Origin of the sequence: Nocardioides rubriscoriae (assembly GCF_008087085.1) — a bacterium.
Taxonomy (GTDB): Bacteria; Actinomycetota; Actinomycetes; order Propionibacteriales; family Nocardioidaceae; genus Nocardioides; species Nocardioides rubriscoriae.
Genome location: NZ_VIYJ01000007.1, coordinates 309812 through 325905, shown reverse-complemented (window position 1 = coordinate 325905; position 16094 = coordinate 309812). Strand labels below are relative to the sequence as shown.

Genomic DNA, 16094 nt, shown 5'->3' with positions numbered 1-16094 from the left:
GGGGTGGTCCGACCTCAGTAGGGTCGCGCCATGGAGCACAAGGACTACGCCGCCCACGACGCCGTCGGGCTGGCTGAGCTGGTCAGGACCGGGGACGTCACGTCGCAGGAGCTGGTCGACGCCGCCCGCGCCCGCATCGCCGAGGTCAACGGCCGTCTCAACGCCGTCGTCGTCGACGTCGACCCGCCGGCGGTCGGCGACCACGAGGCCACGAGCGGAGGCCCGTTCACCGGCGTCCCGTTCCTGGTCAAGGACCTGCACCAGGACGTCGTCGGCTACCCGACCAGCGGCGGCTCGCGCTCCCTGGCGACCACCGTGGCGACCCAGAACGCCGACGTGGTGCAGCGCTGGCTCGACGCCGGCCTGGTCGTGCTGGGCAAGACCAACACCCCGGAGTTCGGGGCCAAGGGCGTCACCGAGCCCGCGCTGTTCGGTGCCGCGCGCAACCCCTGGAACACCGACCACACCCCCGGCGGCTCGTCGGGCGGCACCTCCGCCGCGGTCGCGGCCGGCATCGTGCCGTGCGCCGGCGCCAGTGACGGGGGCGGCTCGATCCGCATCCCGGCGTCGGCCTGCGGCCTGTTCGGGCTCAAGGCGACCCGGGGACTGGTGCCGTCGGGTCCCCTGCACGGCGAGCCGCTCGGTGGCACGTCCACCGACGGCGTCATCTCCCGCAGCGTGCGCGACTCCGCGGCGATGCTCGACGTGCTCGCCGGGCCGACCGCGCGCTCGCCCTACCTGCCGGCGCTGCCGGTGACGTCGTACGCCGACGAGGTGGGCCAGGACCCCGGCACCCTGCGCATCGGCCTGTGCACGGCGAGCTCGATCAACCCCTCCCCCGACCCCGAGGCCGTCGCTGCGGCCACCGCGACCGCCGAGCTGCTCGAGAGCCTGGGCCACCACGTCGAGCTGCTCGACACCCAGCCCTTCGACGACGCCGCGCTGGCCAAGGACTTCCTCACCAGCTGGTTCGTCTACTGCGCCCACTCCGTCGACGAGGCCAAGCGGCTCACGGGCAGCGGCGACAGCGGCTTCGAGGACGACACCCTCACCATGGCCGCGCTCGGTCGCGCGACGAGCCCGGTCGACCTGGTGCGGGCGATCGAGGACCGCCACCACCACGTACGCCGCCTGGCTGCGTTCCACGAGACCTACGACCTGCTGCTGACCCCGACGACGGCCACCCCGCCGCCGCGCATCGGCGCCTTCGACGCACCGCTGCCGGTGCGTCTGGCCCAGAAGGCCCTGCTCACCGCACGCGCGGCGAGCGTGCTGCGGCTGACGCCGATCGTCGACCAGATGATCACCGAGAACCTCGGGTGGGTGCCCTACACCCAGCTCGCCAACCTCACCGGCCGCCCCGCGATGAGCGTGCCGCTGCACTGGACCGCCGACGGCCTGCCGATCGGCAGCCAGCTCGTCGGCCGCCTCGGCGCCGACGGCCTGCTGCTGCGCCTGGCCGCGCAGCTCGAGGAGGCCCGGCCCTGGGCCGACCGGCGCCCGGCGCTGTAACTCACCGTCCGTCGCGCTTCCCCACCGGTCTACCGGTGGGGAAGTGCACGTAACGGTGAGTTACAGCTGACGCGTCAGGTCGCGCGCGGCACGACCGGCCGCACGGTCACCTCGGGGATGGTCGCGTCGCCGGGGAGGTCGAGCACGTGCAGGATCGTGTCGGCGACGGTGTCGGGGCTGATCCAGCGCGACGCGTCGTAGGTGCGGCCCTCCTGGGCGTGCACCCGCTCCTGCATCGGCGTGGCCGTGCGGCTCGGGAAGACGCTGGTGACCCGGACCCCGTGGTCGACCTCCTCGGCGCGCAACGAGTCGGCGAAGGCGCGCAGCCCAAACTTCGAGGCGGCGTACGCCGACCAGTCGGCGCTGGCACTGAGCCCGGCGGAGGAGTTGACGTAGACGAACAGGCCGCGGGCCCGGCGTACGGCCGGCAGCAGGAGCCGGGTCAGCACCATCGGCGAGACCAGGTTGACGTTGAGCTGCGCGCTCAGCGAGCCGAGCCCGAGGTCGGCCACCGGTGCGAGGTCGACCACGCCCGCCGACATGATCACCGAGTCGAGCCGGTCGGGAAGCGCCCCGGTGGTGTCGTCGACCAGCACGGGCGCGACCAGGTCGCACACGATCGTCGTGGCGCCGGGCCACCGGGCCCGCAGGGCGTCGGCCCGGTCCTCCGAGCGCGCGATCAGCACCAGGTCGTCGCCGCGGGCGTGCAACCGGTCCGCGACCGACCGACCGATGCCGGACCCGGCACCGGTGACGAGGTGGGTGGGCATCAGCGGGTGAAGACGATCTTGCCGAAGACGTCGCCGCCGGCCATGGCCTCGAAGCCCTCGCGGGCGTCGGTGAGCGCGATCTCGCGGTCGATGAGCGGCTTGGTGCCGGTGGCGTCGAGCAACGTCACCAGCGACGCGAGCTCGTCGCGGGTGCCCATCGTCGAGCCGACGACGGAGAGCTGGAGGAAGAAGATCCGGGTCAGCTCGGCGTCGTCGAGCCGGGGACCCGACGTCGTGCCGCTGATGACGATGGTGCCGCCGGGGCGCAGCGCCCGGATCGAGTGCGACCAGGTGGCACGACCGACGGTCTCCATGACGGCGTCGACCTTGACCGGCAGCCGCGCGCCGGACTCGAAGACCTCGTGGGCGCCGATCTCGAGCGCCTTGGCCCGCTTGGCCTCGTCGCGGCTGGTGGCGAGCACCTTCAGGCCGGCCGCGCGCGCCAGGATGATGCAGGCCGTCGACACGCCGCCGCCGGCACCCTGGACGAGCACGGTGTCGCCGGCCTTGAGGCCGCCGCGGGTGAACAGCATCCGATAGGCGGTCAGCCAGGCCGTGGGCAGGCAGGCCGCCTCGGCGAACGACAGCGACGCGGGCTTGGGCACCACGTTGCGGCGCGGCACGACGACCTTGTCGGCCAGGGTGCCCTGGTGGCGCTCCGAGAGCAGCGACCGCTGGGGGTCGAGGGTCTCGTCGCCGCGCCAGGTCGGGTCGCTGATCACGGCGTGGACGACGACCTCGTTGCCGTCCTCGTCGAGCCCGGCGGCGTCGCAGCCGAGGATCATCGGCAGCTGCTCCTGCTTGAGGCCGACGCCGCGCAGCGACCAGACGTCGTGGTGGTTGAGCGAGGCGGCCTTGACCGTGACGGTGGTCCACCCGTCGGGGGCGACCGGGTCGGGGCGCTCGCCCAGGACCAGGCCGTCGAGGGGCGACTCGGGCGAGAAGGACTCTGCATAGACGGCGAACATGGTGCGACAGTATCGGCGTCACGTTCCCGCAACCTGCGAGGTCTACCGTGGAAGACATGGACCAGCCGTACGTCGTCGTCCTGTTCGGCGCCACCGGCGACCTGGCGCGGCGCAAGCTCCTGCCCGGGCTGCTGCGCCTGTTCGAGGCCAGGCTGCTCTCCGACTGCCGGGTCATCGGCACCTCGCTCGAGGAGCTCGACGGGCCCGCCTTCGACGCCCTGGCCCGCACCGCGTGCGAGGAGTTCGGCAAGGGCGACATCACCGACGAGCGCTGGAGCCACTTCTCCAAGCGCCTCCACTACGTGCCGACCGGGGCCGGCCCCGACGCCCTCGCCTCGGCGGTCAAGGAGTGCGAGGCCGACCTGGCGGCCGCCACGGGGCTCGAGGTCGGCCGGCTGCATTACCTCAGCGTGCCTCCGAAGGCCGCGCTCGACGTGATCCACCAGCTCGACGACGCGGGCCTGGTCGAGCGGGCCAAGATCATCATGGAGAAGCCCTTCGGCACCGACCTCGCGTCGGCCAAGGCGCTCAACGACGAGGTGCACCAGGTCTTCGACGAGGACCAGGTCTTCCGCATCGACCACTTCCTCGGCAAGGAGGCCGCCCAGAACATCCTGGCCTTCCGCTTCGCCAACGGCCTGTTCGAGCCCATCTGGAACCGCAACTTCATCGACCACGTGCAGATCGACGTCCCCGAGACCCTGGGGCTCGAGGGCCGCACCAAGTTCTACGAGTCCACCGGGGCCTACCGCGACATGGTGGTCACCCACCTGATGCAGGTGCTGGCCTTCATGGCCATGGAGCCCCCGACGACGCTGGCCCCCGGGCCGATCGGCGAGGAGAAGCTCAAGGTCTTCCGCTCGATGCGCCCGATCGACCCCCACAACGTCGTGCGCGGCCAGTACCAGGGCTACCGCGGCAAGGAGCAGGTCGCCGACGACTCCGACACCGACACGTTCGTGGCGCTGAAGGTCGAGATCGACAACTGGCGCTGGGCCGGGGTGCCCTTCTACCTGCGCACCGGCAAGAAGCTCGCCGAGGGCGCCCGGATCATCTCGATCGCGTTCAAGGAGCCGCCGCTGTCGATGTTCCCGGCCGGCTCCAACGCCGGGACCCAGGGCCCCGACCACCTCACGTTCGACCTCGCCGACCAGTCACGCATGTCGCTGTCGTTCTACGGCAAGCGGCCCGGACCCGGCATGAAGCTCGAGAAGCTGTCGATGCAGTTCGCCACCGTCGACACCAGCAGCACCGGTCTGGTGCTCGAGGCCTACGAGCGGCTCATCCACGACGCCATGCGCGGCGACCACACGCTGTTCACCTCGGCCGCGGGCATCGAGACGCTCTGGGAGAAGTCACAGATGCTCCTCGACAACCCACCGCCGGTGCGCGGCTACGCCCCCGGGTCGTGGGGCCCCAACGCGATCCACCAGCTGATCGCCCCCCACGCCTGGCGGCTGCCGTTCGAGCGCGGGTGGCGCGACCGCAACACGAGCACGGGCCCGTAGCGCCGGGTCCTGCGGCGTACGACGTCAGGCGCGCGCGACCCCGTCGGCCCGCGCGGCCGCCGCCACCGCGGCCGATACCGCGGGGCCGACCCGCGGGTCGAACGGCGACGGGATGACGTAGTCCTCGGCCAGGTCGTCGCCGACGAGCTCGGCCAGGGCGTTGGCCGCGGCCAGCTTCATGCCCTCGGTGATCGCGGTGGCGTGCGCGTCGAAGGCGCCGCGGAAGATGCCGGGGAACGCGAGCACGTTGTTGATCTGGTTGGGGAAGTCGGAGCGGCCGGTGGCCACGACCCGGGCGTAGCGGTGCGCGACGTCGGGGTGCACCTCGGGAGTCGGGTTGGCCATCGCGAAGATGATCGCCTCGGGCGCCATCCGCGCGATGTCCTCCTCGGGGATGGTGCCGCCCGAGACGCCGAGGTAGACGTCGGCGCCGTCGAGGGCGTCGGCGAGCGACCCGGAGCGACCGGTCTTGTCGGCGGTGATCTCGGCGAGCGCCTTCTTGACCGGCGTGAGGTCGCTGCGACCGGAGTGGACGACGCCCTTGCGGTCGGTCACCGCGAGGTCGACGACGCCGGCCTCGATGAGGATCTTGGCGATGGCGACACCGGCCGCCCCGGCGCCGGAGATCACCACGCGCGTCGTGGCCGGCTCGCGGCCGGTGAGCGTGAGGGCGTTCTTGAGGGCCGCGAGCGCCACCACGGCGGTGCCGTGCTGGTCGTCGTGGAACACGGGGATGTCGAGCCGCTCCTTGAGGCGGTCCTCGATCTCGAAGCAGCGCGGGGCCGAGATGTCCTCGAGGTTGATGCCGCCGAAGCTCGGCGCGAGCCGGACGACGGTCTCGATGATCTCCTCGGTGTCGGTGGTGTCGAGGCAGATCGGGACGCCGTCGACGCCCCCGAACTGCTTGAAGAGCACGGCCTTGCCCTCCATCACGGGCATCGCGGCCGCGGGCCCGATGTCACCCAGCCCCAGGACGGCGGTGCCGTCGGTCACGACCGCCACGACGTTGGGCACCCAGGTGTAGAGCCGCGACAGCGACGGGTCGGCCGCGATCGCCTCGCAGACCAGGGCCACCCCGGGGGTGTAGGCGAGGGCGAGGTCGTCCTTGCCGTCGACCGCGACGGTCGAGACCGTCTGCATCTTGCCGCCGACGTGGAGGTCGAAGACGGGGTCACCCGCGCGGGGGTGCTGCGGAGTCTGGGGGGTCGTGTCAGCCACGGTCGGCGATACTTCCACAACCGACCTCACCCGGTCGGGGCGTCTCGGGAGAGACCTCTCACACCCGCCGGGGCCACGGCCAGAGTCGCCACCGGACCACGCCGAGCACGTCCTGCTCGGGCACCACGCCCCGCGCCCGCGAGTCAGCCAGCCCCTCGTCGGCGTTGTCGCTGAGCAGCCACCAGCCGGGCGCGCCGGACCTCGTCGTACGCCGCTCGGTGGCGCGCTTGACCGCCACCGTGCCGTCGACGAACCGGGCCACGACGACGTCACCGGGGCGCGGCGCGGCGGCGTACCGCACCAGGAGGCGGTCTCCGTCGCGCAGTCGCGGCAGCATCGAGCGGCCGCGGACGATCGCCACCCCCAGGGGTCTGGATCGGGCAGGGCTCACGCGGAGTAGTGTCGCAAGCGCCGTCCACCCACGTTCGAGAGGAACCACATGCTCTCCCGTCTCTTCGCTCCCACCGTCGAGGTCCAGGCCCACTGCGACCTGCCCTGCGGTGTCTACGACCCCGCCCAGGCCCGCATCGAGGCCGAGTCGATCAAGGGCATCATCGCCAAGGTCGCCGACAACGACGACTCCGACTTCCGCACCCGCGCGATCCTCATCAAGGAGCAGCGCGCCGAGATGGTCAAGCACCACCTGTGGGTGCTGTGGACCGACTACTTCAAGCCCCCGCACTTCGAGAAGTACCCCCAGCTGCACGTGCTGGTCAACGAGGCCACCAAGCTCGCCGGCGCCTCGGGCGCCAAGGGCGCGCTCGACGCCGACGTCGCCGACCAGCTGCTCGCCAAGATCGACGAGATCGCCGAGATCTTCTGGGAGACCAAGAAGGCCTGACACAGGCCGACCGCCTCGCGCGGTGACCGTCGACGGGCGCCCCTCCTCACGGAGGCGGCGCCCGTTCGTCGTGCTGGGCCGGCCGACTAGCCGCGAGCGATCGCGACCAGGTCGCGGACGGGGCCGGCCGGCGGCTGGGCGGAGCCGACCCAGATCGCGCGGAACCGGCGGCGCAGGTCGAGCTCGGTCGGTACGGCGACCAGGTGGCCGGACTCGAGGTCGCGGGTCACGACGCGGGTGCTGAGGAAGGCCGGGGCGCTGCCGGCGAGGACCGCCTCGCGGACCGCGGTCGTGGTGGTCAGCTCGACGACGGACGGGTGCATGAGCAGCCCTGCGGCGGCGAGCGCCCGCTCGACGACCTCGCGGGTGCCCGAGCCGGGCTCGCGCCCGGTCAGGCCCATGCCCGCGACCTCCTGCGCCGTGAGCGGCCTGCGGCGACGCCCGAGCGGGTCGCCCGCGGCGACGACGAGGACCAGCTCGTCCTCGGCGACCGTCGTGGAGCGCACGCGGCGGGGTGCGTCGACCCCCTCGACGAAGCCGAGGTGGGCGCTGCCGTCGACGACGGCCTCGACGACCTGGTGGCTGTTGCCCGCGGTCAGGCTCACCGAGGTCGGGGCGGCCCCGCCGGGCTGGTGCAGCTGGCGCTGGCGCAGCTGCACCAGCCAGCGGGGCATCAGGCTGTCGGCGATCGTCATGCTCGCCCACACCGACAGGTCGCGGGAGCGCTCGCCCCGCAGCCCCTCGATCGCCGTGTCGATCTCGTCGGTCAGGTCGATCAGGCGGGCCGCCCAGGCGGTGACCACGACACCCGAGGGCGTCAGCTCCGAGCCGCGCGGGCCCCGGCGTACGAGGGTGAGACCGGTCTGCGCCTCGATGCCGCGCAGCCGCTCGGAGGCCGCCTGCTGCGAGACCCCCGCCTCGCGGGCGGCGGCCCCGATGCTGCCGTGGCGGCCGATGGTCACCAGCAGGCGCAGTCCGGCCAGGTCGGGCACGCGGGAGGTCGACACAGCACCACCCTAGTCCGTCACCCACAGGTCTGCCCTGTGGCCGCACAGGGCCAAGCCGCCTACCGCGAGCGGTCGGCCCGACCCAGGCTGCAGCCGTGACCACCGCACTGCTCGAGGCCCCCCGCCGCACCGGCTTCCTCGCCGACCTCCGTGGCCCGGCGCTGGGCTTCGTCGGGCCCGGCTGGTTCACCCCGGTCATGGGCACCGGCATCGTCGCCAACGCCGCCGCCACGCTGCCGTGGCACTGCCCTGCGCTGCTCGTCCTCGCCCGGGGCGTGTGGGTGCTCGACGTCGTCCTGCTGCTCGTGGTCGCCGCCGCCACCGTCGCCCACTGGCGGCGCCACCCCACCACCGCCCGGGGCCACCTCGACGACCCCGCCACCGCGCCGGCGTACGGCGCCCCGGCGATGGCCCTGATGACCGTCGGCGCCGGGGCCCTGCTGGTCGGGCAGCCGGTGGTGGGGCGCACGACGGCCGTCGTCCTCGACGCCGTGCTCTGGACCGCGGGGACGCTCCTCGGGCTGTGGACGGCGTACGCCGTGCCGAAGCGTGCACTCACGCGCGGCCCCCAGGGGCGGCCCGTCGGTCGCCACGAGGCCCACGGGTCGTGGCTGATGCCCGTCGTCCCCCCGATGGTCAGCGCGGCCACGGGCCCGCTGCTGGTGCCCCACCTGCCCCCGGGCGGGTGGCGGCCGGCGCTGCTGCTGGCGTGCGCCGCGATGTTCGGCCTCGCCCTGCTCGCGAGCCTCGTCGTCATCGCCCTGGTCTGCGACCGGCTCGTGCGCCACGGCCCCGGCCCCGCCGCCGGGGTGCCGACCCTGTGGATCGTGCTCGGCCCGCTCGGGCAGTCCGTGACCGCGGCCCACACGATCACCGCCGCCGGGGCCGGGCACACCGGGCTCGGTGTCGCCTACGGCGTGCCGGTCTGGGGCCTGGCCCTGGCCTGGCTGGCCCTCGCCGCCACGACCACGGTCCGGACCGCGCGCCGGGGCCTGCCCTTCTCGCTGGCGTGGTGGTCGTTCACCTTCCCCGTCGGCACCGTCGTGACCGGCAGCTCGGCCCTCGCAGCCGCGACCGGGTCCCGCGGCTTCGGCGTCGCCGCCGCCGCGCTGTACGCCGGGCTCGTCGTCGCCTGGCTGGTGGTGGCGACCCGCACCGCCCACGGGGTCTACCGCGGCCACCTGCTCGACGCGCCGATCGCCCGCCGGCAGCCGCTCGCGGTGGGATGATCGAAGCGGCCGGCGCGACCGCCGGTCGACGGCGAAGGAGGGACCGTGCTGGTGCTGCCCGGCTTCGTCGCCGGCGCGAGCTCGACCAGCTTCGTGCGCTCCTTCCTGCGGTCGAAGGGCTACCGCGTCTACGACTGGGGCCAGGGCGTCAACCGGGGCGTGCGCGACGGGTTGCGGGGGCGCCTGACCGACCGGCTCGACCACATCACCCAGCGCAACCAGGCGACCATCAGCCTGGTCGGCTGGAGCGCAGGCGGCATCTACGCCCGCGAGATCGCGCGCGTGCGCGGCAACCTGCGCGCCACGTCGGCGTGGCCGGCGTACACCCTGCTCAACCGGGGCCGCCACGCCGTCGACCTCACGCCCGAGGTGCTCGGCAGCCGCGCGGAGCCGCTGTCGACCCCCACGACCTGCCTCTACAGCCGCTACGACGGCATCGTGGCCTGGCACCTGTGCACCAGCCTGCCCTCGCCGACGACCGAGAACATCGAGGTGCGGTCCACCCACCTCGGGTTCGGCCACCACCGCCGCACCCTCGGCATCGTCGCCGACCGGCTGGCCCTGCCCGAGGGCGCCTGGCGGCCCTACGCCTGCTGAGCGGGGACGGCGTGGCAGTAGGGTCGCAGCAGTCGTGCCTCGTGAGCGAAGGACCACCCTGATGTCACTGCCGTCCCACCCCGTCGACCAGCCCGTCGACAAGCCCGGCGGGCGACCCGAGGTCGAGCTGCGGCTCCCGGCCGACAGCGCCTACGCCTCCGTGCTGCGGACGACGACCGCGGGCCTGGCCGCGCGGCTCGACTTCACCATCGACGACATCGAGGACCTGCGGATCGCCGTGGGCGAGGCCAACGCCATGGTGCTCGACCACGCCGACGTCGGCAGCGACCTCACCGCCGCCTTCCACCTGACTCCCGGGTCGATGGTCGTCTCGATCACCGTCGACGCCTCGCACACCCCCGAGCCCGACCTCGACAGCTTCGCCTGGCAGGTGCTCACGACCCTGGCCTCCTCGGCCGAGATCGAGGCGGGCGGCGGCCGGTTCGGCATCGTGATGACGATGACCTCGTCGGCCGTCGGAGCCGGTGGCTGACCATGGCGGTCGACCAGGCTCGGGAACCGGCCGACACCCCCGACGAACCCCCGCTCACCGCGGAGCAGCTCGAGCGTCAGGCGCGCGTCGCCAGGACGCGCGCGACGAGCGCCGACCTCTTCGTCGAGCTGCGCGACGACCTCGGCTCCGAGGCGAGCCGGGCGCACGCCCGCGACTCGCTGGTCCACCTCCACCTGCCGCTGGTCGAGCACTGCGCCCGTCGCTTCCGCAACCGCGGTGAGCCCTACGAGGACCTCGTGCAGGTCGGCACGATCGGGTTGATCAAGTCGATCGACCGCTTCGACACCGACCGCGGCGTCGAGTTCTCGACCTACGCCACCCCCACGATCATCGGCGAGATCAAGCGCTACTTCCGCGACAAGGGCTGGGCGATCCGGGTGCCGCGCCGGCTGCAGGAGCTGCGCATGCAGATCGGCGCCACCACCGCCGAGCTCACCCAGACCCTGGGCCGCTCCCCCACCCCGCGCGAGCTCGCCGAGTCGATCGGGTGCACCGTCGAGGAGATCGTCGAGGGCATCGAGTCGAGCAACGCCTACTCGACGCTGTCGCTCGACGCCACCGACGACTCCGACGAGGGCGGCTCGAGCATGCTCGACGCCATCGGCATCGACGACGCCGGTCTCGAGCACGTCGAGGTCCGCGAGTCCCTCAAGCCGCTGCTCGAGGAGCTCGCCCCGCGCGAGAAGCGGATCCTGTTGCTGCGGTTCTTCAAGAACATGACCCAGTCGCAGATCGCCGAGGAGATCGGCGTCTCCCAGATGCACGTGTCCCGGCTGCTGACCCGCACCCTCGACCAGCTGCGCACCTCCCTCGAGGCGCCCGACCCGGACTGACGCCCCGGACCGACGACCCGGACCGACGACCGCGGGGACCGACGACCGCGGGGACCGGTACGTTCACCCGGCCGGGGCGGCGTCCTCGGGCTCGCCGAGCAGGGCCCGGATGCTGGCCGGCTGGAGCACGGCGACCAGCGTCACCAGCGCTACGACGGCCAGGGGTACGGCGAGGAGCAGGTTGCCCCGGACGTTCCAGGCGATCCCGAGCTGGATGAGCTGGGTCAGCAGCACCGGGCCCCGCGCCCAGCCGTGCCGCCGCGTGAGCGCCCACGCGCAGGCCAGCAGCGTGGCGCCGTAGACCGCGAAGAACACCGCGACCGACACGCCGACCTCGACGCGCGACGAGACGACGTCGAGCAGTCCGACCACGGCCAGGACGACCAGTCCGACCCCCTGGAGCGCGACGAGCACGGCGGCCACGAGCAGGGGCGTCGGCGGTCGGGGTACGGTCTCCGGGACACCTGCGGGCACACTCATGGCCTCGACCCTACGGGCCCCTGTGATCCAACTGACCACCGCAAACACTTGATCCGGGCATCGATAGTTGCCACAGTGGGCGGGCGTTCGTGAATTCCTTCACACACAGGAGCACACGCACGCCCGCAGGCCTGAGCATCCCTGCCTGCACGTCTCTACTTCGAAGGATCCACCTGCCATGGATTGGCGCCACCGTTCCGCCTGCCTCGACGAGGACCCGGAACTGTTCTTCCCGATCGGCAACACCGGACCGGCCATCCTCCAGATCGAGGAGGCCAAGCAGGTGTGCCGACGCTGCGACGTGCGCGAGCAGTGCCTCGCCTGGGCGCTCGAGGCAGGACAGGACCACGGCGTCTGGGGTGGCCTGAGCGAGGACGAGCGCCGCGCGCTCAAGCGCCGCAACGCCCGCGCCCGGGTACGCACCGCCTGACCGGCCCCACTCTCCGGGCCCCACTCTCCGGACCCCGCTCTCCGGGCCCCGCTCGTCAGCCCTCGACGGCTAGGCCTCAGGCACGTCGATCGCCACCCGCGTCCCCCCGTCGGCACGGGTGTGCATCTCCAGCTGACCGTCGAGCTCCGACTCGACGAGCGTGCGCACGATGGACAGGCCCAGGTTGGTCGACCCGTCGAGGCTGAAGCCCTCGGGGAGGCCGCGGCCGTCGTCGTCGACCAGCACGTGCAGGCGGCCGACCAGGTGGTCGACGCTGACCACGATGGTGCCCCGCACCTCGGGGTCGGCGTCGTCGTAGCCGTGCTCGACAGCGTTCTGCAGCAGCTCGGTGAGCACCATCGCGAACGCGTTGGCCGCTTGGGACGGGAGCACCCCGAAGCTGCCCTCGCGACGTACGCGCACGCGCCCGGTGAAGGCGCTGACGTCGGTGACCATCGCGCCGAGCCGGTCGGCTATCTCGTCGAACTCGACGGTCTCCTCGACCGCCTGGCTCAGGGTCTCGTGCACGATCGCGATCGAGCCGACGCGGCGCACGGCCTCCTCGAGAGCGAGCTTGGCGGTCTCGTTGTCGATGCGGCGCGCCTGCAGCCGCAGCAGCGCGGCCACCGTCTGCAGGTTGTTCTTGACCCGGTGGTGGATCTCGCGGATGGTCGCGTCCTTGGTGACGAGCTCGCGGTCACGCCGGCGCAGGTCGGTCACGTCGCGGACCAGGATCAGCCCCCCGATGTGGCGCCCGCCGGGTCGCAGCGGGATCGAGCGCACGATGATCGACACGCCCTCGTTGCCGTCGGTCCCGATCTCGACGTCGCGGTGGGCCCGACCCCCGAGGACCGCGCTGAGGGTCTCCTCGTCGGGCCGGCGCCGCGGCGGCACCAGCTCGCGGACCAGGTCGGCCAGTAGCAGGCCGGCCAGGTCGCCGGAGAGCCCGAGCCGCCGGTAGACCGACTGGGCGTTGGGGCTGGCGTAGACGACGTGCCCGGCCTCGTCGACGCGCAGGAAGCCGTCACCGACGCGCGGTGAGTCGGCGTGGTCGCTGCGTTGCCCGGTCGCCGGGAAGTAGCCGGTGGCGATCATCTGGGTCAGGTCGGCGGCCGTCTGCAGGTAGGACAGCTCGAGGCGGCTGGGGGTGCGGACGCCGAGCAGGTTGGTGTGGCGACCGATCACGCCGATCACCCGACCGGCCCTCACGACCGGGATCGACTCCATGCGCACCGGCACCTCGTCGCGCCACTCCGGGTCGCCCTCGCGCGCGGTGCGGCCCTGCTCGTAGGCCGCGTCGAGCAGCGGCCGGCGGCCGCGCTCGACGAACGTGCCGACCACGTCGTCGACGTAGGCCGTGGGGCCCGTCGTGGGCCGCATCTGCGCGGCCGCCCAGAACCCCGTGCCGGCGCGGTCGGGCAGCCAGAGCACCAGGTCGGCGAAGGAGAGGTCGGCGATGATCTGCCAGTCGGCCTGCAACAGCTGCAGCCAGGCGACGTCGTCGGGCCCGAGATCGGTGCTGGTGCGGACGATCTCGGTGAAGGACAGCACATCGCGAGCCTAGTGCCGTCACCCGTGTGGGTAGATGTCCCCCGCCTCTGCCAGGATGCTGCGCGTGCCTCGGGTGAACTGGAAGCAGGTCCACGACGACGACTTCCGCGTGCCCGAGGGACTCCCGCTCGCCGACCTCACCCAGGAGCTCACGGTGATGCTCGGTGACGTCGACCCCCAGCTCCGCGACGGCACCGCCTACCCCACGCTGGCCACCTGGATCTCCCGGGGGATCTACGACGACCTGCTGCCGGGCCTGGGCGACGGCATGGTCGCCGGACTGTCGGCCGGCCTCGGCGAGCGCGACACCGACAGCGTCTTCCGCCGGGCCTTCTCGGTGCTCGTCCTGGCCGAGTGCATCGAGCGCGACAACAGCCGGCCGCTCGTGCTGGGCGGCAAGGTGCTGCAGTGGGGTGACGCGATCGCGACCTGGCTGCTGCGCGAGCAGGACCTGCGCGGCTACGTCGACGGCAAGGGCTGGGCCCACGCCGTGGCCCACGGCGCCGACGCCCTGGCCGCCCTGGCCGCCTCGCCCCACCTCGGTCACGCCGAGCTCACCGTGGTCCTCGACGTCATCGCCGACCGGCTGCTGCTGCCGGTCGAGCAGCCGCTGGTCCACGGTGAGCCCGACCGCCTGGTCGGCACGACCATGGCGGTGCTGCGCCGCGGGTCGGTGCCGTTGACGGTCCTCGAGCCGTGGCTCAACCGGATCGCGGCCGGCGCCTCCCCCTACACCCGCGCCGCCGGGACCGACCCGTTCCTGCCGACCAACACCGCCCAGGCGTTCCTCCGCTCGCTCTACCTCCAGCTCGCCGTCGGCAGCCGCCCACCCGCGGTGCGCGCCGACCTCATGCTGGTCCTGGTCGGCCTGCTGCGCGAGACCAACCCCGCCTTCCAGCACCCCTGAGGTCGTCGTCGGTAGCCTGCCAGGCATGACCGACCTCACAGACGTCCAGCCCACCGGCGCCCAGGATCCTGCCGAGCAGGTGCCCGGCCAGGTGTCGGGCCACTCCGGCGAGCTGGCCGTGGCGGCGGCCCGCGCCCACGGGGTCGAGACGATGTTCACGCTGTCCGGGGCCCACGTGTTCCCGATGTACGACGGCGCGGTCAAGACGCAGCAGGAGGGCCAGGGACCGCCGGTGCGGCTGCTCGACGTGCGTCACGAGCAGACCGCGGCCTTCGCCGCCGAGGCCACCGGCAAGCTGACCCGGGTGCCCGGGCTGGCGGTGCTCACCGCCGGGCCCGGGGTCACCAACGGCGTCAGCGCGATCGCGCAGGCCCAGTTCGCCGGGTCGCCGATGGTCGTGGTCGGCGGCCGGGCGCCGCAGAACCGCTGGGGCACCGGCAGCCTCCAGGAGCTCGACCAGCCGCCCATCGTCGCCTCGATCTCCAAGCACGCCGCCACGCTGCCCACCGCCGGCGACGTGCTCGGCGGGATGGACGAGGCGTTCCGGCTGGCCGGGTCGTCGCACCGGGGCCCGGTCTTCGTCGACGTACCGATGGACGAGTTCTTCGCCTCCGCCTCCGGCCCCGCACCGACCGGCGAGCGGGTCCGCGGCGCCGAGCCCGACTCCGACGCCGTGGCCCGCGTCGCCGCCCTGCTCGCGAAGGCTGCCCGCCCGACCCTGATCCTCGGCACCGACGTGTGGGCCGACGGCGCCGAGGTCGCGGCCCTCCGGCTGGTCGAGACCGTGGGTCTGCCGACGATCACCAACGGGATGGGCCGCGGCATCGTGCCCGGCGGCCACCCGCTGCTGGTGACCAAGGCCCGCGGCCAGGCGCTCAAGGAGCCCGACCTCGTCGTGGTGGTCGGCACGCCCCTGGACTTCCGGCTCGGCTACGGCGTCTTCGGTGACGCCCAGGTCGTGCACGTCGCCGACTCCCCCGCCCAGGTCTCGAGCCACGCGACCCTCGCCGCCTCGGTGTGCGGCGACCTCACGACGTTCTTCGACACGCTGCTGGCCGCGCTCGAGCGTGGGCCCAAGCCCGCGTGGGGCCCCTGGGTCTCCTCACTGCAGGACGGCGTGACCGCGGGCGTCGAGCGCGACCGTGCCCTGCTCACGGCCGAGGCGGACCCGATCCACCCCGCCCGCATCTACGGCGAGCTGGTGCCCCGCCTGGCCGACGACGCCGTGGTCATCGGCGACGGCGGCGACTTCGTGAGCTTCGCCGGCAAGTTCGTCGAGCCCCAGCGCCCCGGCGGCTGGCTCGACCCCGGCCCGTACGGTTGCCTCGGCGCCGGTCTCGGCGCCGCCATCGCGGCCCGGATCGCGCGGCCGTCGGCCCAGGTCTGCCTGCTGCTCGGCGACGGCGCCGCGGGGTTCTCGCTGATGGACGTCGACACGCTGGTGCGTCACGACCTGCCGGTCGTGATGGTGATGGGCAACAACTCCGCCTGGGGCCTGGAGAAGGGCCCCATGCAGATGCTCTACGGCTACGACGTCGTCGCCGACCTCGCGCCCCGCACGGCCTACGACGGCGTCGTCAAGGCCCTCGGCGGCGCCGGGGAGACCGTGACCGACCCGCGCCAGATCGGCGCAGCGCTCGATCGGGCCTTCGCCTCGGGGGTGCCCTACCTGGTCAACGTGATCACTGACGTCGACGCGGCCTACCCGCGCGCGACCTTCGGCATCTGA

General features: G+C 73.1%; 17 protein-coding genes. 10 read left to right on the top strand and 7 right to left on the bottom strand.

Going from position 1 to position 16094, the window contains the following annotated elements:
- The first annotated feature begins 30 nt into the window (after positions 1-30).
- A complete protein-coding gene (locus FZC61_RS14365; RefSeq protein ID WP_148614853.1) occupies positions 31-1512 on the top strand; it encodes an amidase in 1482 nt (493 codons plus the stop codon).
- Positions 1513-1586: 74 nt separating this feature from the next.
- On the opposite strand, the gene FZC61_RS14360 is transcribed toward FZC61_RS14365, so the two are convergent.
- A complete protein-coding gene (locus FZC61_RS14360) occupies positions 1587-2282 on the bottom strand; it encodes an SDR family oxidoreductase (protein WP_148614852.1) in 696 nt (231 codons plus the stop codon).
- Positions 2282-3250, bottom strand: coding sequence for a zinc-binding dehydrogenase (locus FZC61_RS14355; protein ID WP_148614851.1), 969 nt, complete (start codon positions 3248-3250; stop codon positions 2282-2284). Before FZC61_RS14355 ends, FZC61_RS14360 begins: the two co-directional genes overlap by 1 nt.
- 56 nt (positions 3251-3306) lie before the next feature.
- Between FZC61_RS14355 and zwf the strand changes: the two genes are divergently transcribed.
- Positions 3307-4758 (top strand): glucose-6-phosphate dehydrogenase, encoded by a 1452-nt coding sequence (zwf, locus tag FZC61_RS14350; RefSeq protein WP_148614850.1) that lies wholly within the window; start codon positions 3307-3309, stop codon positions 4756-4758.
- Between the two features lie 24 nt (positions 4759-4782).
- On the opposite strand, the gene FZC61_RS14345 is transcribed toward zwf, so the two are convergent.
- Positions 4783-5898 carry an NAD(P)-dependent malic enzyme gene (locus tag FZC61_RS14345; protein ID WP_148614916.1) on the bottom strand — a complete coding sequence of 372 codons (1116 nt, stop codon included), beginning with the start codon at positions 5896-5898 and terminating at the stop codon, positions 4783-4785.
- A 136-nt stretch (positions 5899-6034) separates the two neighbouring features.
- Positions 6035-6415: a S24/S26 family peptidase gene (locus tag FZC61_RS14340; protein ID WP_246142696.1), complete on the bottom strand. Its 381-nt coding sequence runs from the start codon at positions 6413-6415 to the stop codon at positions 6035-6037.
- On the opposite strand from FZC61_RS14340, the gene sodN reads away from it, so the two are divergent.
- A complete protein-coding gene (sodN, locus tag FZC61_RS14335; RefSeq protein WP_148614849.1) occupies positions 6416-6817 on the top strand; it encodes a superoxide dismutase, Ni in 402 nt (133 codons plus the stop codon).
- Positions 6818-6903: 86 nt separating this feature from the next.
- Here sodN and FZC61_RS14330 read toward each other — a convergent pair whose 3' ends face one another.
- Positions 6904-7824, bottom strand: a complete 921-nt coding sequence (locus tag FZC61_RS14330) for a LysR family transcriptional regulator (protein WP_148614848.1) — start codon at positions 7822-7824, stop codon at positions 6904-6906.
- A 95-nt stretch (positions 7825-7919) separates the two neighbouring features.
- Here FZC61_RS14330 and FZC61_RS14325 point away from each other — a divergent pair, with 95 nt between their 5' ends.
- From FZC61_RS14325 to FZC61_RS14310, 4 genes are all read left to right on the top strand, one after another.
- Complete coding sequence (locus FZC61_RS14325) at positions 7920-9053, top strand: TDT family transporter (RefSeq protein WP_211357258.1); 1134 nt, start codon at positions 7920-7922, stop codon at positions 9051-9053.
- A gap of 45 nt (positions 9054-9098) precedes the next feature.
- Entirely contained in the window at positions 9099-9650 is a 552-nt protein-coding gene (locus FZC61_RS14320) for a lipase family protein (RefSeq protein ID WP_148614846.1), read from the top strand.
- A gap of 61 nt (positions 9651-9711) precedes the next feature.
- Complete coding sequence (locus FZC61_RS14315; protein ID WP_148614845.1) at positions 9712-10143, top strand: ATP-binding protein; 432 nt, start codon at positions 9712-9714, stop codon at positions 10141-10143.
- Positions 10144-10145: 2 nt separating this feature from the next.
- Positions 10146-10997, top strand: a complete 852-nt coding sequence (locus FZC61_RS14310; RefSeq protein ID WP_148614844.1) for an RNA polymerase sigma factor SigF — start codon at positions 10146-10148, stop codon at positions 10995-10997.
- Between the two features lie 63 nt (positions 10998-11060).
- Here the strand turns inward: FZC61_RS14310 and FZC61_RS14305 are convergent, their stop codons facing one another.
- Positions 11061-11477, bottom strand: coding sequence for a hypothetical protein (locus FZC61_RS14305; RefSeq protein WP_148614843.1), 417 nt, complete (start codon positions 11475-11477; stop codon positions 11061-11063).
- 178 nt (positions 11478-11655) lie between these two features.
- On the opposite strand from FZC61_RS14305, the gene FZC61_RS14300 reads away from it, so the two are divergent.
- Positions 11656-11907 (top strand): WhiB family transcriptional regulator, encoded by a 252-nt coding sequence (locus FZC61_RS14300; protein ID WP_027863177.1) that lies wholly within the window; start codon positions 11656-11658, stop codon positions 11905-11907.
- 69 nt (positions 11908-11976) lie between these two features.
- On the opposite strand, the gene FZC61_RS14295 is transcribed toward FZC61_RS14300, so the two are convergent.
- Positions 11977-13458 carry a PAS domain-containing sensor histidine kinase gene (locus FZC61_RS14295; RefSeq protein ID WP_148614842.1) on the bottom strand — a complete coding sequence of 494 codons (1482 nt, stop codon included), beginning with the start codon at positions 13456-13458 and terminating at the stop codon, positions 11977-11979.
- A 64-nt stretch (positions 13459-13522) separates the two neighbouring features.
- Here FZC61_RS14295 and FZC61_RS14290 point away from each other — a divergent pair, with 64 nt between their 5' ends.
- Together FZC61_RS14290 and FZC61_RS14285 are read left to right on the top strand one after the other, a co-directional pair.
- Entirely contained in the window at positions 13523-14365 is an 843-nt protein-coding gene (locus tag FZC61_RS14290) for a DUF2785 domain-containing protein (protein ID WP_342780328.1), read from the top strand.
- Between the two features lie 25 nt (positions 14366-14390).
- Positions 14391-16094: an acetolactate synthase gene (locus FZC61_RS14285; RefSeq protein ID WP_211357257.1), complete on the top strand. Its 1704-nt coding sequence runs from the start codon at positions 14391-14393 to the stop codon at positions 16092-16094.

Bases quoted from the DNA above. Each gene is read 5' to 3' on its own strand.
- FZC61_RS14300 (WP_027863177.1), top strand. From the start codon at position 11,656: ATGGATTGGCGCCACCGTTCCGCCTGCCTCGACGAGGACCCGGAACTG.
- FZC61_RS14310 (WP_148614844.1), top strand. From the start codon at position 10,146: ATGGCGGTCGACCAGGCTCGGGAACCGGCCGACACCCCCGACGAACCC.
- FZC61_RS14315 (WP_148614845.1), top strand. From the start codon at position 9,712: ATGTCACTGCCGTCCCACCCCGTCGACCAGCCCGTCGACAAGCCCGGC.
- FZC61_RS14305 (WP_148614843.1), bottom strand. From the start codon at position 11,477: ATGAGTGTGCCCGCAGGTGTCCCGGAGACCGTACCCCGACCGCCGACG.
- FZC61_RS14345 (WP_148614916.1), bottom strand. From the start codon at position 5,898: ATGCAGACGGTCTCGACCGTCGCGGTCGACGGCAAGGACGACCTCGCC.
- FZC61_RS14365 (WP_148614853.1), top strand. From the start codon at position 31: ATGGAGCACAAGGACTACGCCGCCCACGACGCCGTCGGGCTGGCTGAG.
- zwf (WP_148614850.1), top strand. From the start codon at position 3,307: ATGGACCAGCCGTACGTCGTCGTCCTGTTCGGCGCCACCGGCGACCTG.
- FZC61_RS14355 (WP_148614851.1), bottom strand. From the start codon at position 3,250: ATGTTCGCCGTCTATGCAGAGTCCTTCTCGCCCGAGTCGCCCCTCGAC.
- sodN (WP_148614849.1), top strand. From the start codon at position 6,416: ATGCTCTCCCGTCTCTTCGCTCCCACCGTCGAGGTCCAGGCCCACTGC.
- FZC61_RS14360 (WP_148614852.1), bottom strand. From the start codon at position 2,282: ATGCCCACCCACCTCGTCACCGGTGCCGGGTCCGGCATCGGTCGGTCG.
- FZC61_RS14285 (WP_211357257.1), top strand. From the start codon at position 14,391: ATGACCGACCTCACAGACGTCCAGCCCACCGGCGCCCAGGATCCTGCC.